The sequence below is a fragment of the Polynucleobacter sp. AP-Nickl1-40-C4 genome, from assembly GCF_035012665.1.
Taxonomy (GTDB): domain Bacteria; phylum Pseudomonadota; class Gammaproteobacteria; order Burkholderiales; family Burkholderiaceae; genus Polynucleobacter.
In genome coordinates this window covers 111685-133400 of the sequence record NZ_JAYGQR010000002.1, presented here as the reverse complement: position 1 = coordinate 133400, position 21716 = coordinate 111685, and the positions used below count along the sequence as shown (strand labels likewise).

Below are 21716 nucleotides of genomic sequence, written 5' to 3'. Positions count from 1 at the left end.
GCGATCTAAGGTTAAGTAGTAATAATATTTTTATGCAGGGAACTGCGCTAAGAAACGCAGATCGTTTTCAAAGAAGAGGCGCAAGTCATCTACGCCGTAACGCAGCATTGTTAAGCGTTCTAGACCAGATCCAAATGCGAAGCCGGTATAGCGCTCTGGGTCGATACCCATATTACGTAAGACGTTTGGATGAACCTGCCCTGCTCCAGAGATCTCTAACCAACGGCCGGCAAGTTTGCCGCTACCGAAGGCCATATCAATCTCAGCCGATGGCTCAGTGAATGGGAAATATGAAGGTCGGAAACGAACCTTAAGCTCGTTTGTTTCAAAGAAGGTTCTTAAGAAATCTGTATATACGCCTTTGAGGTCTGCAAACGAAACACTCTCAGCAATCCACAAGCCTTCAACTTGATGGAACATTGGTGAATGGGTTGCGTCGCTATCAACACGATAGGTTCTGCCTGGCGCAATCACTTTGATTGGCGGCATTACATCTGCATTAGCGTACTTCTTAAGATGCTCGCTCGCATAACGAACCTGAATGGGGCTGGTATGCGTACGCAATAGCAAGGGCTTCTCGTTAGAATCTTTGCCATCGATATAAAAGGTATCCTGCATTGAACGTGCAGGATGATTCTCAGGACTATTTAAGGCTGTGAAATTAAACCAATCGGTTTCAATCTCAGGACCATCTGCTACATCAAAACCTATTGAGCGGAAGATCTCTTCAACACGTTCCCAGGTGCGCATCACCGGATGCAAGCTACCTACTGCTTGACCACGGCCAGGCAAGGACACATCAATAGACTCCGCTGCAAGACGTTGCAACAAGACGGCATCAGCTAAAGCTTGGCGACGCTCCTGTAATGCAGCTTCTACTTGGGTTTTGATTTGATTAATTTGGGCGCCAGCACTCTTACGTTCATCAGGCGACATTCCACCAAGCGCTTTTAAACGCTCAGTGAGAACACCTGACTTACCGAGATACTTGGCTTTCGCGTCCTCTAGAGCTGCCGCATCGGCAGCCCCGAGGAAATCACGTTTAGCATCCTCGACAATGTGGTCGAGAGAAACCATTGCAGCTTAGTTTAGAAAACTAAGATTAAGCTGCAGCGTTTACTACGGATTTGATCCGAGTAACCAAAGCAGCAAAAGCCGCTTTGTCAGCAATGGCCATATCAGAAAGTACTTTGCGGTCGAGTTCGATCGCAGCTTTCTTCATACCATTCATGAATACGCTATAGGTCATGTCATGCTGACGTACTGCCGCATTGATACGAGCAATCCACAATGCGCGGAATACACGTTTCTTATTGCGACGGTCACGATATGCATATTGACCAGCACGCATAACCGCTTGCTTAGCAATACGGAATACGTTCTTACGACGGCCACGGTAACCTGTAGCGGCATCGGTAATTTTCTTATGACGGGCTCTTGCTGTAACCCCACGTTTGACTCTTGGCATTTATTTCTCCTAATCTAGTCTGAGGTTAAGCGTATGGAAGCATGGAGCGAATTGACTTAACGTCAGCTTTCGCAACTTCGGTAGTACCACGTAGGTGACGCTTATTCTTTGTGGTCTTCTTGGTGAGGATGTGGCGTTTGAAAGCCTGTCCTCGTTTAATCGTTCCGCCTGCGCGAACCGTGAAGCGCTTTTTAGCGCTACTCTTGCTCTTCATCTTGGGCATAAAGCACCCCTTCAATTACTTGTGCAACATAGGTGGTAACCGACGGTTACTCTTCCTGTACCCAGAAGCACTTCAAACTACCGGCATCCTCAGTTATTCACCTCAGATACCTCCCTACATAAGAACCAGGTAGAACCTAGTTACTTAGCCTTACGGATGGGGGCCAATACCATCACCATCTGGCGACCTTCCATCTTTGGAAACTGTTCGACTTGGCCGTATTCAACGAGATCCAACTTCAAACGTTCCAACATTCTGACTCCGATTTCTTGGTGGGCCATTTCACGACCCCGAAACCGCAGCGTAATCTTTGTCTTATCGCCATCTTCCAAAAAGCGGATTAGATTGCGTAGCTTCACACCGTAATCACCATCATCAGTACCAGGGCGGAACTTCACTTCCTTCACCTGAATGACTTTTTGCTTCAGCTTAGCTTCATGCATCCGCTTGGCTTCTTGGTATTTGAATTTGCCGAAGTCCATGATGCGGACTACAGGTGGCACAGCCGTCGGAGCAATTTCAACCAAATCGGTCTCTTTCTCTTCCGCCAAAGCCAAGGCTTCACTCAACTTAACTACACCGATGGGCTCTCCATCAATTCCAATCAAACGCACTTCAGGAGCAGTAATTTCCCGGTTAATGCGCTGCAATTTTTCAGTAGCGATCTTCTTAATTCCTTTAAAAAAACAATAAAAACCGTTCTAACCCTAGCTAGGCTCGGGTCCGACTTTCTGGGATATATCCTGCTGGAGTCGGGCAACGAAGGCATCAAGAGGCATTACACCTAAATCTACTCCGCCACGGGCACGAACGGCCACCGTATTGCTTTCAGACTCTTTATCACCTACAACTAGCAAAAATGGAGTCTTCTGTAATGCGTGCTCGCGTATTTTATACGTAATTTTCTCGTTCCGCAAATCGGATTCGACTCTAAACCCTTGTTTTTTCAGCATTTGCTGCACTTGTTGTGCATATGCAGCAGAATTTCCGGAGATATTAAGGACTACAGCCTGGGTTGGAGCCAGCCAAACAGGCATGTTTCCAGCGTGGTTTTCGATCAAAATACCGATAAAACGCTCTAAAGAGCCCACAATTGCCCTATGGAGCATGACTGGGGTCTTGCGTGTATTGTCTTCAGCAACATATTCAGCACCTAAACGGGCCGGCATTGAGAAATCAACCTGAATCGTGCCGCACTGCCAAGTACGGCCAATCGAGTCTTTAAGGTGATATTCGATCTTAGGGCCATAAAAAGCACCCTCGCCTGGCAATTCTTCCCATTCCTGGCCTGAGGCCTTGAGGGCACCACGGAGAGCCTCTTCTGCCTTATCCCAAATAGCATCATCGCCTACACGCTTAGCAGGACGTAAGGCTAGCTTTACAGCAACCTCGGTAAACCCAAAATCTTGATACACAGCGCGCACTGCTTTATCAAAAGCAGCAACCTCTGATTGAATTTGATCTTCGGTACAGAAAATATGACCGTCGTCTTGAGTAAAGCCGCGTACACGCATCAAACCATGCAATGCACCTGATGGTTCGTTACGGTGGCACTGACCAAACTCACCAAAACGTAATGGCAACTCACGATAACTATGCAAGCCAGAGTTATAAATTTGCACGTGACCAGGACAGTTCATGGGCTTTAATGCATAAGCACGATTCTCCGACTCCGTCGTGAACATATTTTCTTTATAGTTTTCCCAGTGGCCTGATTTTTCCCAAAGACCGCGATCCAAAATCTGCGGAGCTTTTACCTCTTGATAGCCTTCTTGCTGATACACGCGACGCATGTATTGCTCAACTTCTTGCCAAATGGACCAACCTTTTGGATGCCAGAAAATTAAACCAGGCGCTTCTTCTTGAAAATGAAATAAATCAAGTTGCTTACCGAGGCGGCGGTGATCACGCTTCTCAGATTCTTCAAGCATATGTAAGTAAGCATCTTGATCTTCTTTACGCAACCATGCAGTGCCGTAAATACGCTGCAGCATCTCATTCTTGCTATCGCCACGCCAGTAAGCGCCAGCCAGCTTCATAAGCTTAAATACCTTGAGCTTGCCGGTAGAAGGCACGTGCGGGCCGCGACAAAGGTCAGTGAACTTACCTTCGGCATACAAAGAAACATCTTCGCCCTGCGGAATGCTGGCAATCAATTCTGCTTTGTAGTTTTCGCCTTGCTTCTTAAAAAACTCGACAGCGTCATCACGCGGCATTACGGTGCGAGTCACTGGCTCATCTTTTTTAGCGAGCTCAGTCATTTTCTTTTCTAAAGCAACTAAGTCATCCGGAGTAAATGGGCGGTGATAAGAGAAGTCATAGTAAAAACCATTCTCGATTACTGGACCAATAGTGACTTGTGCTTCTGGAAATAATTCTTTTACAGCATAAGCTAATAAGTGCGCTGTAGAGTGACGCACAATTTCAAGCGCCTCAGGACTTTTGTCAGTGATGATGGCTAATTGACTGTCTTTATCAATCACAAAACTGGTATCAACCATCTTGCCATCGACGATGCCGCCTAATGCAGCTTTTGCAAGACCACTACCGATGCTTTGAGCAACATCCGCTACGCGAACTGGTGCCTCAAACTCACGTTTTGATCCATCGGGCAGAGTAACTACAAGCATGATGACCCCATCTTATTTACTGAACTTCATTACTGACATCTTTCCCAAAAAGAAAGCGCGGTAGCTTTTGGGCATCCGCGCCTCTTTGAAGCCATGATTAGCACTTCTTTTGGGTCTTATTCGTTGGTAGGCTCGATTGGACTCGAACCAACGACCCCCACCATGTCAAGGTGGTGCTCTAACCAGCTGAGCTACGAGCCTATACAGCCATAGAGTTTATCACCGGCGGCGCACTTGGGTGACCCCTTTGACCTCTTCTAGGCTGTTTTGCACGACTCGCAGCACTTCAGAATCCTTCACCTCAATCGTTAAAAGGATCTGGGCAAGACCTTTTTTGGCTGATTTTCGCAAATCGATCACATGCACCCCCTGCCTAGTCAGAATTTCAAAGAGCTCCCGCATTAACTCAGGGCGATCTAAGCCAGTCACCACCAAATCAGCTGGAAAGACGCGTTTTTGCTCTTGATTGACCACAGGATCAGCAGCAGAAGCAGTCCAAGCCGTTTGAATGACCCGCTCAGGCGCCCTCTCCAGCAAACCTCTAAAGGTTTTGCAGGAGCGACGATGAATCGAAATGCCTCTACCTTGTGTCACAAATCCCGCAATCGAGTCCGGTGGAACAGGTCGGCAGCAGCGCGCTAACTGGGTCAATAATGAATCCACGCCAACGACCAAAACATCGCCACCTCGCCCTGCTTTATGAGTGCTGTTGCGTAAAACGATTTCAGGTGTTGTGGATGGGGTCTTTAATTCAGGGATTGCTTCAGCTTTACCCTCTACAGCTTTTCCAGATTGCCCAGCCTCTTCATCATCAAGTGCATTAAACCAAGCACGTACTCGTTGGCGCGCTCTTTGTGAGCGTACATAGTGCTTATCAGGGCTAATCCAATCGCGTGATGGGCCACCGTGTTTGACAGCAATAATCTCGATCGTTTGGCCATTCTTCAATGCAGTCTCGAGCGGAACCATTGCACCATCGACTCGTGCACCTCTGCAGCGATGCCCAAGATTGGTGTGAACCGCATAAGCAAAATCAATTGGCGTTGAGCCCTTCTCCAAAGAAATCACTTTCCCTAAAGGCGTAAGAACATAAATATGGTCGTCAATCTCATGGTGCTTAAGCTGCTCCCAAGCATCCTCTTTCCAAGAGATAAGCTGGCGAGCCCAAGCGATTTGCCTTTCATAAGCAACCTCTGCGCTATGCGTGCCTTGCTGGTGAGTAACACTTGGCTTGTTTGTTTTGGCGGGATTAGGGGGTGTGGCCATACCCGCATAAGCACCCTCTTTGTAGCGCCAATGCGCAGCTAAACCATACTCCGCCTGCTGATGCATTTCTTGTGTACGCACCTGAATCTCAAATGCGGTACCGTCTTCGTTCATCACTACTGTATGCAGTGATTGATAACCGTTAGGCTTCGGGCGCGCGATGTAATCATCAAACTCTCTTGGTACCGGCTGCCAGACGTTGTGCACGATGCCTAATACAGCGTAGCAAGATTTGACATCGGCGACCAATACCCGAAATGCTCTGACATCATAAAGATTGGCAAAGTCTAATGATTTACCTTCCATCTTTTTCCAGATGCTGTATATATGTTTTGGTCTTCCAAGTACCTCGCCCTCAATCTGAGCAGCCTTTAATTCTTGCTGTAGTTGCAAGACGATTTGGTCGATGAATGATTGGCGCTCAATGCGTTTAGCATCCAGCATCTTGGCAATATCACGATAAGTCTGTGGTGAGAGCGCTCGAAATGCTAAGTCCTCCATCTCCCACTTCATTTGCCAAATACCTAATCGATTAGCCAATGAGGCATCAATACTCAGGATCTCTTGAGCCCAAGCTGCAGGCATCTCGATCTTCTCTTGTGTAATCCAGCGCAATGTCTGCAGACGGGAGGCGAGATAAATCAGAACCACACGCAAATCATCACCAAATGCCAAAAGCATTTTGCGCAACATTTCTTCTTGGCCAGTAACACTTAAGCCACCATCATCACGGACTAACTTTGCTTGGGCTTGTCGTAAGCCGCGATATCCAATGAGCAGTTTCGCGGACTCTTCACCAATGAGTTTGATGAGGGCTTCTTTGCCATGGGTGCGGGCAATATTGCTGGCAGCAGTTAATGTCGCCTCATCCAGATTAAGAGACTGCAATACTTGTAATACGCCGGCTGCGTGCAATTCTGCCGGCTCACCATACCAGGCATCTACGAATACTGACTCTTTTAATGAATTGCTAGGGACATTTGCCATTGGCAATAAGGGGTGATTAAGAACTAATTAACTGAAGAATTCTTTTGCTAAAGCAATCTGCTCGGGTTTCACAAACGCGGGTGCATGTCCCACATTGGGAATCTCAATACTGCGCGCATAAGGATTGACTTTACACATCTGGGCAACCGTAGCAGCGGAAAGCAAGTCAGAGTTACCGCCTCGCACGATCAACATCGGAATATGAATTTGCTTAAAGGCATGCCACATCGCCATCTCACCTGCTTTAGCCATGATGGGGTTTACTGATGCAAACGGCACTGAGATATCTGGGTCGTAATGCATGATCCATTTACCATCTTTCTGAACCAACATAGGGCCGTTATAAATCTCCCACTCTTCAGGAGTGTGCTCACCAAAAGTGGCGCAGATTTCATTCAAACGTTGCAGTGCTTCCGTGCGATCCGCAAAAGTAAATGACTGGCCTACGTATGAGCCCAGGCGTTTAATTGCCTCTGGCTCAATCTTGGGGCCCACATCATTGATAATCATTCTCCGTATGGGTGAGTTTGGCATTGCGGCATACACCATGCCAATCAAGCCGCCCATAGAAGTTCCCAGCCAATCCACTTGCGCAACGCCTAACTTCTTAACCAGCGTAGCAATATCCGCAACGTACTGAGGCACGGCATAGAGCATTGGATTTGCTAAGCGATCAGAATCACCTCTACCCACCACGTCTGGGCAAACCACGTAATAGTCTTTGCTCATCGCCTGTGCAAGCGTCTTAAAGTCACTACCCCGTCTTGTAAGGCCGTGAACACACATTAATACTTTATTGCCAGGATTTCCCCAAGCGTGATAAGCCATGAGGTGTGTTGAATCACCGCTAGCGCACTCTACATAAAAAGTGTCGCCATCATGAAACACATTTGCTGCCTGAGCCTCATTATGAATTTCATGCTTTAGATGATCATGCTCATGATCGTGATCGCCCCCCACCTCTTCAGGTTGCAAGGTCACATGATCAATGCCATGTTTATCTAAAAGCATCGCGTTGATACGGGCCATGATTTGTGGCCATTCTTGCATATTGGCTATTTCAATATGGCCAATCAAAGCTGGAAAGCTAGGGGTCATCTCCCACACATGCAAATCATGAACCGCGAGTACGCCCGGAATATTTTTTAAATCAGTGCCGACTTGTAAGTAGTCAATATGAAGAGGCACACCCTCCATCAGGAAGTGATAAGACTCATGCAGAATCGAGATGGTGGACTTCAGAATGAGCAGTGATACCAGAATAGAGAGAATGGCATCGATAGGCATCCAGCCGGTAAGCTGAATCACGACACCGGCAATTAATGCTGCAACCGAACCCAATAGATCACCCATGACATGGACTAGTGCTGCACGGGTATTGACGCTTTGCTTATCGCGAGACAAAACCCATGCCACAACGATATTCATCAGCAGTCCAATTGCAGCTACAACCGTAACAGTCAAGCCATCTACTTTATGGGGATTAGCAAAACGACTGACCGCCTCAATCACGATCCATAAAACCAAAGCCAGCATCGCAATACTATTGACAAAGGCTGCTAGCGCTTCAGCACGCCCAAAACCAAACGAATGCTTTGGGGATGGTGGGCGACGAGAAATAATCTGCGCAAGTAGCGCTAAACCCAAAGCAGCAGCATCAGTCACCATGTGACCCGCATCTGAAATCAGGGCTAATGAATTAGCGAAATAGGCAGCAGCACCCTCAACCCCTGAAAAACCCAAGGTCAGTACTAAGGCGATTAATAGTAAGTTTTGATTAGAGGCTTGCTTGCTATGGGTATGCCGTGCATCACCCTTCTTATGGGCATGTAGAGAAGGATCTGCCCCAGATTGATTCTGGGGTTTAGATGGCCTCGAATGGAAATGATGGGAGCCCGACATGGTGAACCCATTATTCCATCAATTGATGACGCTGATTAGAAACCTGTTGTATCAACAGGGGCTCCTGTTTTAGCAATAACTTCTTCCTTAGTCACGCCTGGAGCCAACTCAGTTAACTTCAAACCCTTAGGGGTGATGTCAAGAACACATAGATCGGTAATGATCTGGCTAATGACGCCCACACCTGTCAAAGGCAATGTGCACTTCGGCAAAATTTTGAGCTCTTCAGTGCCATCTTTTTTCTTGGCAACGTGCTCCATCAATACAACCACATGCTTAACGCCGGCAACCAAATCCATTGCGCCGCCCATGCCTTTAACCATTTTTCCTGGAATCATCCAGTTAGCTAAGTCACCATGTTCGCTCACTTGCATTGCACCCAGGATCGCGATATTAATTTTTCCACCACGAATCATTCCGAATGAATCGGCGGAAGAAAAAATCGATGAGCCAGGCAATGTCGTAATGGTTTGCTTACCAGCATTGATTAAGTCTGCATCAATTGTTTCTTCTGTTGGAAACGGTCCGATACCCAATAAACCATTTTCAGACTGAAGCCATACTTCCATATCTTTAGGCACATGGTTCGCTACCAAAGTAGGCATACCAATACCCAAGTTCACGTAGTAACCGTCTTTTAATTCTTTAGCAGCACGTGCTGCCATTTCATCTCTAGTCCAAGGCATTTCGATCTTCCTAAGTATTCTGTTCTTTTGCTGTTCTGGGAATTACGCTGTTGCAGTCATAGTGCGCTGCTCAATGCGCTTTTCTGGTGTTTTATGTAGCACCAAACGGTGAACATAGATACCAGGCGTATGAATCTCATCGGGATGGAGTTTGCCGTTCTCAACAATCTCCTCCACTTCCGCAACGGTAATCTTGCCAGCCATAGCAACGACTGGATTGAAGTTACGCGCGGTGTAGCGATAGACTAAGTTGCCGGACTTATCTGCCTTCCATGCTTTTACTAAAGAGATATCTGAAACGATTGAACGCTCCATGATGTATTTCTCGCCATCGAATTCTTTTTCTTCTTTACCTTCGGCAACCAAAGTGCCAACACCAGTTTTGGTATAAAAAGCAGGGATACCGCAACCACCGGCACGCAATTTTTCAGCCAACGTTCCTTGCGGTGTAAATTCCAACTCCAATTCGCCTGCTAAATATTGACGTTCGAATTCTTTGTTCTCACCCACATATGAGGCAACCATTTTTTTCACTTGCCGTGAATTGAGCAATAAACCCAAACCAAAGCCGTCAACTCCAGCGTTATTAGCAATTGCGGTGAGATTCTGAACACCCAGGTCCTTAACCGCCTGAATCAAGGCCTCAGGAATACCACACAGACCAAAACCGCCAACGGCTAATTTTTGTCCGTCCTTTAAGATATCCCGCAAGGCATCTACTGCCGATGGGTAAGTTTTATTCATAACTTTTGTCCTAATATTGCTAAAAAGGGTAAAAAAGCAATCATAACGCTTAAGACCCCTGAGCTAGGCGGTCTTGGCACTAAATCGGTTTTTGTCACTTAGAACTAAACTAACAGGGCTTAAATGCGCCATTTTTAAGAAAATTCGGAGAAATTGAATGAATTCTGCAGAGTTGGTAGAGCAATTTGGTCCCAGAGACTCGATGGACTATGACCTTGTCATTGTCGGGGGTGGTCCAGCAGGATTATCGGCCGCTATTAAGGCCAAACAATTAGCCAACTCCTCAGGAAAAGAAATCAGCGTTTGCGTTCTGGAAAAGGGTTCTGAAATCGGCGCTCACATACTTTCTGGTGCCGTGATGGACCCCAAAGCACTTACTGAATTATTCCCAGGCTGGAAAGAATTGGGTGCCCCACTTGATACCCCAGTCACACAAGATCAATTTCTATTCTTAACCAGCGATAACTCATACCAGGTTCCTAACTGGATGTTGCCGCACTGCTTTAAAAATGAGGGCAACTATATCGTCAGCCTTGCTAACGTAACCCGTTGGTTAGGGCAACAAGCCGAGAATCTTGGTGTTGAAATTTTCCCCGGCTTTCCAGCAGCAGAAATTCTCTACAACGAGCAAGGCGCAGTCCATGGTGTCATCACCGGCTCAATGGGTTTAGACAAAGAAGGCAATCCAACGGATCAGTTTCAGCTTGGCATGGAATTACGCGGCAAGTACACCCTCTTTGCTGAAGGTGCGCGCGGTCATCTTGGTAAACAACTGATTGCTAAGTTTGCTTTGGATAAAGATGCAGACCCACAGAGCTATGGCATTGGTATTAAAGAGCTTTGGGAGGTTGAACCCTCCAAGAGTAAGCCTGGACTTGTAGTGCACACCGCTGGTTGGCCTTTAGAGAGCGATACCTATGGTGGCTCATTCCTCTATCACTTAGGTGATAACAAGGTTGCTGTTGGATTAGTGGTTGGCTTGTCTTATAAGAATCCCTACCTCTCTCCTTTTGAAGAATTCCAACGCTACAAATTACATCCAAAGATTCGTGAAACTTTTGAAGGCGGTAAGCGCATTTCTTATGGCGCACGCGCACTCACCGCTGGTGGTTTGAACAGCCTTCCTAAGACTGTATTTCCCGGTGGTGCGCTCATTGGTTGTGATGCCGGCTTCCTTAATGCATCTCGCATCAAGGGAAGTCATGCAGCAATTAAGACTGGAATGCTTGCTGCTGAAGCAGCAGTTGCTGCTATCAATGAGAACCGCTCTGAGGATGTTTTGTCTGCGTACCCAACTGCATTTCAAAATAGTTGGCTGCATACAGAACTCAATCAGGCGCGCAACTTCAAGCCCTGGATGTCAAAAGGACTTTATGTTGGCACGCTGATGGTGGGATTAGAACAAAAGCTTTTGGGTGGCAATATGCCATGGACAGTGCATTTAAAACATGCAGACCATGAATGTTTGGAGCCTGCAGCACAACACAAGCCGATTGACTACCCTAAGCCAGATGGCAAGCTTACGTTTGACCGCCTCTCTTCAGTATTTATCTCCAATACCAATCATGCTGAAAATCAACCAGTTCATTTAACGCTGAAGAATGAATCTATTCCTGTAGGCGTGAACCTGGAAACCTATGCAGGACCCGAGCAACGCTACTGCCCTGCTGGCGTATATGAGTTTGTAGAAACCGATGGTAAAGCGCGCTTGCAAATCAATTCGCAAAACTGCGTACATTGCAAAACCTGTGATATCAAAGACCCAACGCAAAATATCGTCTGGGTTACACCAGAAGGCGGTGGCGGTCCAAACTATGCATCCATGTAAATAAATGCAATACAACAAACCCCGGTTTCATGCCGGGGTTTTTCATCTCAACACGATTAAATAAATAGCGTTATATTTAACCCATGATGATCCTACACACTATGCTTCGCGTCGGCGACCTAAATCGCTCGATTGATTTCTACACCAAAGTTTTGGGCATGAATTTACTGCGCACAACTGAGCGTCCTGAGCAAAAATACTCCCTTGCTTTTGTCGGATACGGCAAAGGTAATGGTGATGGCCAATCGGAGATTGAGCTTACCTACAACCATGGCGTTCAATCCTATGACCTAGGCACAGCCTATGGACACATTGCAATTGAGGTTCCGGATGCCTATGCTGCTTGTGCTGCCATCAAGGCGGCCGGTGGCAATGTGACCCGTGAGGCTGGTCCAGTAGCTGGCGGTGACACCATCATCGCGTTTGTTACCGACCCTGATGGCTACAAAATAGAGCTCATTCAGCGTTAATCGTGGCAGAGCCCGATTCATTTCAATTAGAAATAGTTGATCGCCTTAGCGATATCACCTCAGAGGAGTGGAATACTCTTCTTGCCTCAGATGCAGGACCCTTTCTTCGCCATGAGTTTCTCAGCGCGCTAGAGGAAACTGGCTGCGTTGGAGCTAATACTGGGTGGCAAGTGTCTCACCTACTCCTAAAGGGTGGCAACCAGCTCATTGGCGCAATGCCCCTATATTTGAAGCAACACTCCTATGGAGAATTTGTCTTCGATTGGTCTTGGGCTCAGGCCTATGAGCAACAAGGTATGCAGTATTTTCCGAAAGCGCTTTGCGCCATTCCGTTTACACCAGTTCAAGGCTCAAGGATTTTGAGTGCGGGCAATGTAGCCGCTGATTTAGTAAAGCAACAATTAATCAAAGGCTTGAAGACTTTAGTTCTGCAAAATAATCTATCTTCAGCACATGTTTTATTTCCCCATGCTTCAGAAGCAAAGGGACTCAAGGACCAAGGCTTCATGTTGCGAGACTCAGTTCAATTTCATTGGCATAACCAAGGCTTTGAAAATTTCGAACAATTTTTAGAAGTCCTCACTATGAAGCGCCGTAAGAATATTCGACGTGAACGAGAGCAGGTATCTAGAGAGCTAATTACTTTTAGACATGTCCCAGGAATATCTTCAACCAATGCTGATTGGGAATTCTTTTATCGCTGTTACGAAAACACTTACTTAGAGCATGGATCCAGCCCCTATCTTAATGAGACATTCTTGAAATTATGGGCGCATCGCCTGCCTGAAAACTTACATCTCATCATTGCTGAGCGCAATGGCAACCCAATCGCTGCGTCGCTACTAGTTGTTGACCCCACAAGCTCTAAGGCTTATGGAAGGTATTGGGGTGCCATCGAACATATACCCTGCTTGCACTTTGAAACCGCCTACTATCAAGCAATTGAATATTGCATCTCTAATCAGATTCAAACCTTTGAAGGTGGCGCTCAAGGCGAACACAAGATGGCGCGCGGCTTCTTGCCAACAACCATTCAATCCGCCCATTTCATTGCGGATCCTCAGTTTTCTAAAGCTGTGCAACACTTCCTAGATCGTGAACACCAAGGAATCGGAGCTTATGTGGATGAGCTCGCCGAGCACAGTCCTTTGAAATCGTCTAAAGTACAGCCATGAATTCTGAAGACACCAAATCTATTGTGCAAGATGGCTCCCATTCCCTATCCACTGGGGATGCAGACTCTGACTCGCCTTGCATTGGTGTTTGCACCACGCTATACGATGAGATCTGCCAAGGTTGTGGTCGCACTTTAGGTGAAGTGAGTAATTGGGTATTCTTTTCTCAAGAAGAAAAAGATTCAGTGTGGAAGCGTATTCGTGCAGAAGGAACTGCGACGCGATTCCAGAGACAAGCCAAAGAAAATAAGCCCACTTAAGGGCTTATTTTTTATTACCAGTCTTATGGCCGGGCTTTAATTAACCAGCTAACTCTTGGCTACGTAGGTACTCTTCGTAAGTACCAGAGTAATCCACCACCGTACCATCCATCTTCACTTCTAAGATGCGGTTGGCTAATGCGGATACGAACTCGCGGTCATGGGATACGAAAATCAAGGTCCCATCGAATTTCTCAAGAGCAATTTGCAAGCTCTCAATTGATTCCATATCCATGTGGTTGGTTGGCTCATCCATTGCCAGGACGTTGTATTTTTGGAGCATAAGCTTACCCCAAATCATTCTGCCCTTTTCACCACCAGAAAGGACTTTGACAGACTTGCCAATATCGTCACCAGAGAATAAAAGGCGACCCAATGTGCCACGAATGACTTGGTCATCGTCACCAGTATTGCGCCACCAATTCATCCAGTCCATGAGCAACTCATCTTTAGCAAACATTTCGGTGTTGTCTTGAGGCATTACACCGACGTTAGCATTCTCAGCCCACTTCACATCACCACTATCCGCAGCAATGCCGTCAAAGCGCTTGCTAAGAATGGTTTTTAGTAATGTTGTCTTACCAGCACCGTTTTGACCGATGATCGCAATCTTTTCACCGGCACGAACACCTAATTTGAAGTTCTTGAAGATAACTCGGTCATAAGCTTTAGTAAGTGCGTTGCACTCTACTGCCATATTGTGTAATTTTTTCTCAGCATCAAAACGAATAAATGGGTTCTGACGTGATGAAGGTTTTACTTCAACAATTTCAATCTTCTCCAGCTGCCTCTGACGTGAAGTCGCTTGACGAGCTTTAGAAGCATTTGCAGAGAAGCGAGCCACGAAAGCTGCTAATTCAGCAATTTTTTCTTTGGCTTTCACGTTATTACTGAGCTGCTGTGTTCTTGCCTGAACAGAAGCCAGCATGTAAGAGTCGTAATTACCTGGATAGACTTTTAAAGTGCCATAGTCCATATCGGCCATATGCGTACAGACTTCATTCAGGAAGTGACGATCATGCGAAATGATGACGATGGTGCTCTTAATTTGATTGAGAATGTCTTCAAGCCAATGAATGGAGTGAATATCCAAGTTATTCGTTGGCTCATCGAGCAGTAATACATCTGGATCGGAGAACAATGCTTGCGCTAGCAATACACGCAGCTTCCAACCTGGTGCAACGTTGCTCATCGGACCATTGTGTTGGTCAATAGGAATGCCAATACCTAACAACAACTCACCCGCTTTTGCTTCTGCGGTGTAGCCACCGTATTCGGCGTACTTACCCTCAAGCTCAGCAGCCTTCATGTAATCTTCATCAGTAGCATCTGGATTGGCGTAGATAGCATCGCGCTCAGCTGCAGCCTTCCACATCTCTTCGTGACCCATCATCACGACGTCGAGTACGCGCACATCCTCGTAAGCAAACTGATCTTGACGCAACTTACCCAAACGAATCCCAGGATCCAAGCTCACATTACCGCTCGTTGGCTCTAGCTCGCCACCTAAAATTTTCATGAAGGTGGATTTACCGCAACCGTTTGCGCCAATCAGGCCATAGCGATTGCCGCCGCCAAACTTCACGGAAATGTTTTCAAATAGAGGCTTTGCCCCAAACTGCATGGTGATATTAGATGCTGACAGCACGGATGTTTTCTAGCTTTCTGAAATTCAATTGGATAGTTACCCCCGAATTTGGGGGCAAAGACCGTTATTTTAACGGCTTAGAGGTCTTTGTTGGCAGGAAGCCTGTGGTCTTGCTTAGACTTTGACCCTAAATGGGGTGAAATTCGTATGAATATCGTAAAAATCCTCGTTTTCCTTGCGCTTGAGGAAGTTCACAACCCAATAGGTCATGGGGGTTGCTAGAACCTCCCAAGTAGTCTTGAGGACATATTGGGCCAGCGCTACCTGAATGACTTCATGAGTAGGCCAGATGCCATAGAACGCCAACATATAGAAGAAAGAAGAGTCGACCAACTCCCCTACTGCTGTCGAGCCAATAGTACGCATCCAGAGAAAGCGTCCTTGGGTGATGATTTTCATCTTCGCCAGAACATAGCTATTCACCAGACTGCCGCACCAAAAGGAGAACATGGAAGCTAAGGCGATACGCCATGAGTTTCCAAAGACAGTCTCTAGCCCCTGCTGATAATTAGACATATAAGCGCCTGGCGCCACCGGCAAAGCAATCACTATCTGCGCCATGATTGCCGCAAATGCAAGCGCAGCAAATCCAGTCCAAACCGCTCTACGGTCATAGGCATAGCCATAGACCTCAGTCAAAATATCGCCGAAGAAATAGGAAATAGGGAAGAACAAAATACCAGCGCCAAATGGTACCGACCCGAAGTAAGGCAAATCAACCATAGCTGCCTTACCGGCCCCAATAAAGTTCGAGCAGAGTAAGACCACCACAAAGGCAGCCAAAATCAGGTCGTAATAGCGATGGCGAGGTCTAGGCGAGTCCATAAGTCCAGAAAAATGGATAATAGAAACAAGAATATCTGTATTCCTGAAAATTCGCAGGAAGCAGTTAAAAATCAAGACAAAATGAAATATAGGATGACAAAGCGATGAGCAAAAGTAAGGCCAGCTTTAACTGGGCGGACCCCCTTCTTCTCGATACCCAGCTAACCGAAGAGGAGCGCATGATTCGTGATGCAGCTGCTGAATACGCTCAAGGGCGCCTGATGCCTCGCATTCACGATGCTTATCGCAATGAAACAACCGACCCAGCCATCTTCCGCGAAATGGGCGAGCTTGGCCTCTTAGGCATCACGATTCCTGAGCAGTATGGTGGAGCCAACTTGAACTATGTCTCTTACGGCTTAATTGCACGCGAGATTGAACGCGTGGATTCTGGCTATCGCTCCATGATGAGCGTGCAGTCCTCTTTAGTCATGGTTCCTATAAATGAATTTGGTAGCGAAGCACAAAAACAAAAGTACCTCCCCAAATTAGCCAGCGGCGAATGGATTGGTTGCTTTGGTTTAACGGAGCCAAACTATGGCTCTGATGCAGGCGGCATGATTACTCGTGCTAAGAAAGTGCCTGGCGGATTTTCATTAACAGGTTCGAAGATGTGGATCTCCAACTCTCCGATTGCCGATGTATTTGTAGTGTGGGCGAAAAATGATGAAGGCATCATTCGCGGTTACATCCTAGAAAAAGGCATGAAGGGCTTAAGCGCTCCTAAAATTAGCGGCAAGATGGGTTTGCGCGCCTCCATCACTGGTGAAATCGTCATGGACGAAGTATTCGTACCAGCAGAAAATGAATTCCCTGAAGTTGAGGGCCTGAAAGGTCCCTTCACTTGCTTAAACTCTGCTCGTTACGGTATTGCTTGGGGTGCACTAGGCGCTGCTGAATGGTGTTGGTATGCTGCTCGCCAGTACACCATGGACCGCAAACAATTTGGTAAGCCGCTGGCCGCCAATCAGTTAATTCAGAAAAAATTGGCGGATATGCAAACCGAAATTACTCTGGGGCTCCAGGGCTGTCTACGTTTAGGTCGTATGAAAGACGAAGGTATTGCAGCTCCAGAAATCACCTCCATCATGAAACGCAACTCTTGCGGCAAGTCATTAGACATCGCGCGCATGGCGCGCGATATGCATGGTGGTAACGGCATCTCTGATGAGTATGGTGTTGTGCGTCATATGCTGAATTTAGAGGTTGTGAACACTTATGAAGGTACTCACGATATTCACGCCTTGATTCTAGGTCGTGCCCAAACGGGTATTCAAGCTTTTAGCTAAAAACCCGACTTACTGATGATGGCCTTTGCTGCTTTGGCAAAGGCCTCGTCACTATCATTTTCCAGTTGTACAAAATTTTCAATCTTGTATTGAGGAAAATTGCGTACGATCGAAGATTGATATGAAGGGTCGTAGTGCTTTACCAATAACTCTTCCACTAACTCCGGAAAATTACCTGCATCAATGGCTTCATTCCATTTGGCAATCTGTACTTTCCCATAATGAGCAGTAAGCAAAGCCAGTTTCTGTTTGAAATTATCAGTATCGGTTAAGAAGTGGTGATATTCACGAATCAACCAAGAGACACGAGTCTGCGTACTGGATCGAAGCTCAATACAACTACCATTGCGAATTTTTTCCATCAAAGCATCAGGTACATGCAAGCCGCCAACCTTTTTGCTTTCCGACTCCACAAATACGGGTTTAACAGGATCAAGCGAGCGCAAGGCATTCCAAAGTGAAGTCTCAAACCCTTTTTGGGATGGCTGCTCGATATTAGGCTCATTGCCCAATACGGATCCACGGTGCACGGCTAAGCCTTCTAGATCCAGAATCTGAGCACCTAAAGCACCGATCTCTTGCAACACTTTTGTTTTGCCGCTACCCGTCATTCCACAGATCACCTGGAATGTAAATTGTGTTGCAGCGTGACCAAGACCATCAATCACAGTTCTTCTGAAACCCTGATACCCGCCCTCGAGCTGCTTGGCTTTCCAGCCAATGCGGTTGAGAATATGGGTAAACGCCCCACTACGTTCGCCACCGCGCCAGCAATAAATTAATGGGCGCCACTCACGTGGGAGTTCCAGAAAATGATTTTCTAAGTGCGCAGCAATATTCTTAGAGACTAAAGCTGCGCCCAATTTTTTCGCTGCAAAAGGAGATTCTTGTTTATAGAGCGTACCAATTGTGGAGCGCTCCTCATTATTCAGAACGGGATAATTTACCGCACCCGGAATATGATCAAGGGCAAATTCAGCTGGTGACCTAACATCAATCACAAGATCAAACTGATCTAGCTCAGATAAAAATTGATCAGACTTTAAGATATGAGGATTAATCGGCTGCACGAGGGACTAGCGCAACTGTTGCAAAACATGCTCAGGCCAAGGCGCTGACTTATTCGTGGTGAGATCTACCCAAACCATGGTTGCACCACCTATAGCAGCCTCTACTTCGGGATCGGTAGTTAAAGCCATACTGGTGTATAGATCCAGGCTTGTTCTACCAATAGCGCCAATAGAAGTCTTGAGGATTAATTCACCTGGATAAGAGAGCTGTTGAAAGAAATTACAAAAGCCATTAATCATCAACATAGACTCACGACCAGGAGCGACGTCATAACCCAAAGATGTAATCCATTCACAGCGAGCTTGCTCCATATACCGAAAGTACACGGTATTGTTGACATGTCCATACGCATCCATATCACCCCAACGAATGGGCATGATCATTTCATGCACTAGCTTTCTGTCTTCGGGAATGGTGATGCGCATGCGGGTCAGTACCTTACTATTTCACTTGCAATGCAAGTTGATACAGATTCGTAGAGCGCGCGCCAGAGCGACAAAATGCTAATACTGGTCCAGGCATGGTCTTCAATAAACGGGCCATCTCTCTTACTTGATCAACATTGATTGCACTAGGCACAACTGGTAGGTAGGCGTAATTCAAACCTAACTTTTCTGCTTCAGCTTGAATGCTGGCATTAGTTGGCTGATCTGGGCCGCCCTCACCGTCAGGACGGTTATTAATCACGCTCTTATAACCTTGTGCTGCAATTTCAGCCAAATGACTTGGCTCAATTTGACCAATAGTGCCGAACTGATCGTTATGACAAGAAATAGGAAGACTCATGAAACCCTCTACATTGAATAATGAAGTAATAGGGTTGATTTTAAATCAGGCCTATCGATCTTAGCTGGAAGCCTTTTTATGGGCCGAGAAGAAACGCTCGCATATTTCCATACCCACAAGCATGGCAACAACAAATACCAAGGCCTTCAGGTGCCCGGCACCCAAGGCAACCAAGGCTGGACCCGGGCAAAAACCAGCAATTCCCCAGCCGGCACCGAAAATGAGGCTGCCAATAATGAGGGGTTTCGTGATATCTCTACGGGTTGGGATATGCAAGGCGCCGCCAAAAAATGCTTTGGTCCTCTTGCTGACCACATAAAACCCGCCAAGCCCGACCATTACTGCACCCAACATCACAAACATTAAGGATGGATCCCAAAGACCCGTTAGATCCAAAAAGCCCAATACCTTCTGGGGATTACTCATGCCTGAGATGATTAAACCCCAACCAAAAAGTACACCAATTGCATACTGACTGAAAAGGCCAAAATGTTTTTTCATCTTAGACTCCGATCAAATGACGAAGAATAAAAACGGTCACGAAGCCGGCAAACATAAAGGCGCAAGTGGCAACAAGTGAGCGCGGCGATAAGCGAGAAAGCCCACAAATGCCATGACCGCTAGTACAGCCAGATCCATAGTGCGCACCAAAGCCAACTAGAAGGCCTGCAATTACAATCGCAATCCAATCAGACTCAATCTCTACAACGGGGAATATTCCGAAAAACAGTGCTGCCATAAATGGAGCTGATACCAAGCCCAAAACCAAACTCAGACGCCATGCGGTGTCAGTTAATTTGGGATGCAATAAGCCAGAAACAATGCCACTGATTCCTAGAATACGCCCATGAAGCAATACGTAAAGAGCTGCAGCAACCCCAAGAATCATTCCCCCCAATAAAGAAGGAATGGGTGTAAAGGAGAACCAGTCAATTTGCATTATTTAATCTATCAATTTATAAACTTAGCTGCAAGGGTTTGGGGCAAGACGTACCTGCAAGTAACGTAGGCCTAAATAAGCCCCAAAAATAAATCCTGGTAAAGCCAGTATTGAACCAAGGGCAAGCGTAGAAATGCCACTCAAACCCTGCCCTACAGTGCAACCCAAAGCAGTTACGCCACCAAAGCCCATCAATGCACCGCCAACTAAATGATTGGCTGTATCTTCTGAATTGCGAAAGGATTCCCAACGGAATGATTTTGTTGCAATAGAAACTGCCGCAGAACCTAGAATCATTCCTAGAACAGCCATAATGCCAACGGTCAACACTTTAGACGTATCGCTATACATCATTAGCCAGTCAAGTGAATACGCATAAGGAGCTACAAAAGACAAGCTCTCCATACGGCCAGAGTTCGTTACTAAAAACACTTCTTCCAAAGTATTTGGGTCTTCAGCAACAAAACCAAGATTGCCAGATACAAACCATACTGCACAGATCGCCAATCCGACAGCTATACCCGCAAAGATATTTTCAGCAGTCCAAAATGCCTTTCTTGCCAAAGCATATGCAATAAACGCAGAACCAATGATTAAGCCCAAGACCAAATGAAGAGTTGGGCGTGCAATACCGAGAGGCCCACTTAACAAACTGGGTAAGTCTTGCGGGGTATTAAAGGCTATGAAAAAAGTATCTAGGGTATTAATGCGAATTACACCCAAGAACCCACGCAATGTCATATAGGCGGTTAAACCCAGCACCATAAAGACAATCATCGACTTTAAATTACCACCACCAATACGAATTAATGTTTTGCTGCCACAGCCTGAGGCCAACACCATCCCGAAGCCAAACATAACGCTGCCCACAATAGTGGAGAGCCATAAGAATTTATTACCGGTATACATACTCTTCAGGGGGTCAATCAACCCGAAATAAGACATCAGGGTAAAACCAATGATGGCAACACCAATAGCCAAGAACCACTGCTTTAAACGATCCCAACTGGACATGATGAAAACATCAGACACTGCGCCCATGCTACAAAATCCAGTCTTTTGCATGACCGCACCTAAGAAAAAGGTAATGGCAAAAGTTGCCCAAAGGACTAACTTACTTAAAGAATTAATATCTACAACATCCATGGTGACCGTGTCTTGAAAAATTAAGGTTTAAATTTATAAAATTGTTGATTAAGAAAAGTAGCAACGTCAGCTTCATCTTCGGGAAATAAGTCAAGGCGAAGCTCTGCGTTGCAGAGTGAAACCATCTTCTTTAAATCGGCCAGAGATTTCACCTTGCCATCCGAGCGGGTGTAAATCATGTCGCCATTTCCAAAGCCCGTTTTCTTGGCGTGGCAGGCGTAGCACTTTTGCTGATCAATAGTTTTGCCATTTACTAAATCCGGAGTAGCCAGCACAGGCGCACTCATGAGCGCACTGGATGCGGCTAGCACAAAGGATCGAAGGAAAATCATTTTCATTACAAATCAAGGATTTAGCATTAATCCTTTATTT

Annotated in this window: 23 protein-coding genes and 1 tRNA gene; 5 read left to right on the top strand and 19 right to left on the bottom strand. The window is 46.3% G+C overall.

Features of this window, described 5'->3' with window-relative positions; all coding sequences use genetic code 11:
* Window positions 1-30: 30 nt before the first annotated feature.
* The 10 genes from pheS to VC182_RS02960 all read right to left on the bottom strand — a co-directional run bounded on the left by pheS (window position 31) and on the right by VC182_RS02960 (window position 9906).
* Complete coding sequence (gene pheS / locus VC182_RS03005) at window positions 31-1077, bottom strand: phenylalanine--tRNA ligase subunit alpha (protein WP_323484450.1); 1047 nt, start codon at window positions 1075-1077, stop codon at window positions 31-33.
* A gap of 25 nt (window positions 1078-1102) precedes the next feature.
* The gene (gene rplT / locus VC182_RS03000) at window positions 1103-1468 is read right to left on the bottom strand and encodes a 50S ribosomal protein L20 (RefSeq protein ID WP_011902675.1); all 366 of its coding nucleotides are present in this window, start codon (window positions 1466-1468) and stop codon (window positions 1103-1105) included.
* 25 nt (window positions 1469-1493) lie between these two features.
* Window positions 1494-1691 (bottom strand): 50S ribosomal protein L35, encoded by a 198-nt coding sequence (gene rpmI, locus VC182_RS02995; RefSeq protein ID WP_046330084.1) that lies wholly within the window; start codon window positions 1689-1691, stop codon window positions 1494-1496.
* Between the two features lie 140 nt (window positions 1692-1831).
* Complete coding sequence (gene infC / locus VC182_RS02990; protein WP_374222774.1) at window positions 1832-2365, bottom strand: translation initiation factor IF-3; 534 nt, start codon at window positions 2363-2365, stop codon at window positions 1832-1834.
* 33 nt (window positions 2366-2398) lie between these two features.
* Window positions 2399-4321, bottom strand: coding sequence for a threonine--tRNA ligase (thrS, locus tag VC182_RS02985; protein ID WP_323484449.1), 1923 nt, complete (start codon window positions 4319-4321; stop codon window positions 2399-2401).
* A gap of 124 nt (window positions 4322-4445) precedes the next feature.
* A tRNA-Val gene (locus VC182_RS02980) sits at window positions 4446-4522 on the bottom strand.
* Window positions 4523-4540: 18 nt separating this feature from the next.
* Window positions 4541-6574, bottom strand: a complete 2034-nt coding sequence (locus VC182_RS02975) for a RelA/SpoT family protein (RefSeq protein WP_323484448.1) — start codon at window positions 6572-6574, stop codon at window positions 4541-4543.
* Window positions 6575-6601: 27 nt separating this feature from the next.
* Window positions 6602-8476 carry an alpha/beta fold hydrolase gene (locus tag VC182_RS02970; protein ID WP_323484447.1) on the bottom strand — a complete coding sequence of 625 codons (1875 nt, stop codon included), beginning with the start codon at window positions 8474-8476 and terminating at the stop codon, window positions 6602-6604.
* A 35-nt stretch (window positions 8477-8511) separates the two neighbouring features.
* Window positions 8512-9162 carry a CoA transferase subunit B gene (locus VC182_RS02965; protein ID WP_068321494.1) on the bottom strand — a complete coding sequence of 217 codons (651 nt, stop codon included), beginning with the start codon at window positions 9160-9162 and terminating at the stop codon, window positions 8512-8514.
* A 42-nt stretch (window positions 9163-9204) separates the two neighbouring features.
* Window positions 9205-9906: a CoA transferase subunit A gene (locus VC182_RS02960; RefSeq protein WP_216122271.1), complete on the bottom strand. Its 702-nt coding sequence runs from the start codon at window positions 9904-9906 to the stop codon at window positions 9205-9207.
* Between the two features lie 157 nt (window positions 9907-10063).
* On the opposite strand from VC182_RS02960, the gene VC182_RS02955 reads away from it, so the two are divergent.
* The 4 genes from VC182_RS02955 to VC182_RS02940 all read left to right on the top strand — a co-directional run bounded on the left by VC182_RS02955 (window position 10064) and on the right by VC182_RS02940 (window position 13639).
* The gene (locus VC182_RS02955) at window positions 10064-11734 is read left to right on the top strand and encodes an electron transfer flavoprotein-ubiquinone oxidoreductase (protein WP_323484446.1); all 1671 of its coding nucleotides are present in this window, start codon (window positions 10064-10066) and stop codon (window positions 11732-11734) included.
* An 83-nt stretch (window positions 11735-11817) separates the two neighbouring features.
* The gene (gene gloA / locus VC182_RS02950; RefSeq protein WP_323484445.1) at window positions 11818-12204 is read left to right on the top strand and encodes a lactoylglutathione lyase; all 387 of its coding nucleotides are present in this window, start codon (window positions 11818-11820) and stop codon (window positions 12202-12204) included.
* A gap of 2 nt (window positions 12205-12206) precedes the next feature.
* Window positions 12207-13379, top strand: a complete 1173-nt coding sequence (locus VC182_RS02945) for a GNAT family N-acetyltransferase (RefSeq protein ID WP_323484444.1) — start codon at window positions 12207-12209, stop codon at window positions 13377-13379.
* Entirely contained in the window at window positions 13376-13639 is a 264-nt protein-coding gene (locus VC182_RS02940) for a DUF1289 domain-containing protein (protein WP_323484443.1), read from the top strand. The genes VC182_RS02945 and VC182_RS02940 overlap by 4 nt, the downstream gene beginning before the upstream one ends.
* A 40-nt stretch (window positions 13640-13679) precedes the next feature.
* Here VC182_RS02940 and VC182_RS02935 read toward each other — a convergent pair whose 3' ends face one another.
* The gene (locus VC182_RS02935; protein ID WP_216122281.1) at window positions 13680-15287 is read right to left on the bottom strand and encodes an ABC-F family ATPase; all 1608 of its coding nucleotides are present in this window, start codon (window positions 15285-15287) and stop codon (window positions 13680-13682) included.
* A 114-nt stretch (window positions 15288-15401) separates the two neighbouring features.
* Window positions 15402-16112: a queuosine precursor transporter gene (locus VC182_RS02930; RefSeq protein WP_323484442.1), complete on the bottom strand. Its 711-nt coding sequence runs from the start codon at window positions 16110-16112 to the stop codon at window positions 15402-15404.
* A gap of 104 nt (window positions 16113-16216) precedes the next feature.
* Between VC182_RS02930 and VC182_RS02925 the strand changes: the two genes are divergently transcribed.
* A complete protein-coding gene (locus VC182_RS02925; RefSeq protein ID WP_215363379.1) occupies window positions 16217-17401 on the top strand; it encodes an acyl-CoA dehydrogenase in 1185 nt (394 codons plus the stop codon).
* Here VC182_RS02925 and mnmH read toward each other — a convergent pair.
* The 7 genes from mnmH to VC182_RS02890 are packed head-to-tail and all read right to left on the bottom strand — an operon-like array spanning window position 17398 to window position 21682.
* Entirely contained in the window at window positions 17398-18471 is a 1074-nt protein-coding gene (mnmH, locus tag VC182_RS02920) for a tRNA 2-selenouridine(34) synthase MnmH (RefSeq protein WP_323484441.1), read from the bottom strand. The genes VC182_RS02925 and mnmH overlap by 4 nt on opposite strands.
* Before the next feature lie 6 nt (window positions 18472-18477).
* On the bottom strand, window positions 18478-18897 hold the full coding sequence (locus VC182_RS02915) for a thioesterase family protein (protein ID WP_323484440.1): 420 nt from the start codon (window positions 18895-18897) through the stop codon (window positions 18478-18480).
* Between the two features lie 16 nt (window positions 18898-18913).
* Complete coding sequence (locus tag VC182_RS02910; protein ID WP_323484439.1) at window positions 18914-19258, bottom strand: TIGR01244 family sulfur transferase; 345 nt, start codon at window positions 19256-19258, stop codon at window positions 18914-18916.
* Between the two features lie 60 nt (window positions 19259-19318).
* Complete coding sequence (locus VC182_RS02905; protein ID WP_323484438.1) at window positions 19319-19759, bottom strand: YeeE/YedE family protein; 441 nt, start codon at window positions 19757-19759, stop codon at window positions 19319-19321.
* A gap of 1 nt (window position 19760) precedes the next feature.
* Window positions 19761-20198, bottom strand: a complete 438-nt coding sequence (locus tag VC182_RS02900) for a YeeE/YedE family protein (protein ID WP_323484437.1) — start codon at window positions 20196-20198, stop codon at window positions 19761-19763.
* Window positions 20199-20222: 24 nt separating this feature from the next.
* Window positions 20223-21344, bottom strand: a complete 1122-nt coding sequence (locus VC182_RS02895) for a YeeE/YedE family protein (protein ID WP_323484436.1) — start codon at window positions 21342-21344, stop codon at window positions 20223-20225.
* 20 nt (window positions 21345-21364) lie between these two features.
* On the bottom strand, window positions 21365-21682 hold the full coding sequence (locus VC182_RS02890; RefSeq protein ID WP_215321951.1) for a hypothetical protein: 318 nt from the start codon (window positions 21680-21682) through the stop codon (window positions 21365-21367).
* Between the last annotated feature and the right edge of the window lie 34 nt (window positions 21683-21716).

Excerpts from the sequence above, each read along its gene's own strand:
- VC182_RS02930 (WP_323484442.1), bottom strand. The coding sequence starts at position 16,112 with ATGGACTCGCCTAGACCTCGCCATCGCTATTACGACCTGATTTTGGCT.
- VC182_RS02910 (WP_323484439.1), bottom strand. The coding sequence starts at position 19,258 with ATGAGTCTTCCTATTTCTTGTCATAACGATCAGTTCGGCACTATTGGT.
- VC182_RS02970 (WP_323484447.1), bottom strand. The coding sequence starts at position 8,476 with ATGTCGGGCTCCCATCATTTCCATTCGAGGCCATCTAAACCCCAGAAT.
- gloA (WP_323484445.1), top strand. The coding sequence starts at position 11,818 with ATGATGATCCTACACACTATGCTTCGCGTCGGCGACCTAAATCGCTCG.
- rplT (WP_011902675.1), bottom strand. The coding sequence starts at position 1,468 with ATGCCAAGAGTCAAACGTGGGGTTACAGCAAGAGCCCGTCATAAGAAA.
- VC182_RS02960 (WP_216122271.1), bottom strand. The coding sequence starts at position 9,906 with ATGAATAAAACTTACCCATCGGCAGTAGATGCCTTGCGGGATATCTTA.
- VC182_RS02955 (WP_323484446.1), top strand. The coding sequence starts at position 10,064 with ATGAATTCTGCAGAGTTGGTAGAGCAATTTGGTCCCAGAGACTCGATG.
- VC182_RS02890 (WP_215321951.1), bottom strand. The coding sequence starts at position 21,682 with ATGAAAATGATTTTCCTTCGATCCTTTGTGCTAGCCGCATCCAGTGCG.
- pheS (WP_323484450.1), bottom strand. The coding sequence starts at position 1,077 with ATGGTTTCTCTCGACCACATTGTCGAGGATGCTAAACGTGATTTCCTC.
- VC182_RS02965 (WP_068321494.1), bottom strand. The coding sequence starts at position 9,162 with ATGCCTTGGACTAGAGATGAAATGGCAGCACGTGCTGCTAAAGAATTA.
- rpmI (WP_046330084.1), bottom strand. The coding sequence starts at position 1,691 with ATGCCCAAGATGAAGAGCAAGAGTAGCGCTAAAAAGCGCTTCACGGTT.
- VC182_RS02940 (WP_323484443.1), top strand. The coding sequence starts at position 13,376 with ATGAATTCTGAAGACACCAAATCTATTGTGCAAGATGGCTCCCATTCC.
- VC182_RS02975 (WP_323484448.1), bottom strand. The coding sequence starts at position 6,574 with ATGGCAAATGTCCCTAGCAATTCATTAAAAGAGTCAGTATTCGTAGAT.
- VC182_RS02915 (WP_323484440.1), bottom strand. The coding sequence starts at position 18,897 with ATGCGCATCACCATTCCCGAAGACAGAAAGCTAGTGCATGAAATGATC.
- VC182_RS02925 (WP_215363379.1), top strand. The coding sequence starts at position 16,217 with ATGAGCAAAAGTAAGGCCAGCTTTAACTGGGCGGACCCCCTTCTTCTC.
- VC182_RS02905 (WP_323484438.1), bottom strand. The coding sequence starts at position 19,759 with ATGAAAAAACATTTTGGCCTTTTCAGTCAGTATGCAATTGGTGTACTT.
- VC182_RS02900 (WP_323484437.1), bottom strand. The coding sequence starts at position 20,198 with ATGCAAATTGACTGGTTCTCCTTTACACCCATTCCTTCTTTATTGGGG.
- VC182_RS02895 (WP_323484436.1), bottom strand. The coding sequence starts at position 21,344 with ATGGATGTTGTAGATATTAATTCTTTAAGTAAGTTAGTCCTTTGGGCA.
- thrS (WP_323484449.1), bottom strand. The coding sequence starts at position 4,321 with ATGCTTGTAGTTACTCTGCCCGATGGATCAAAACGTGAGTTTGAGGCA.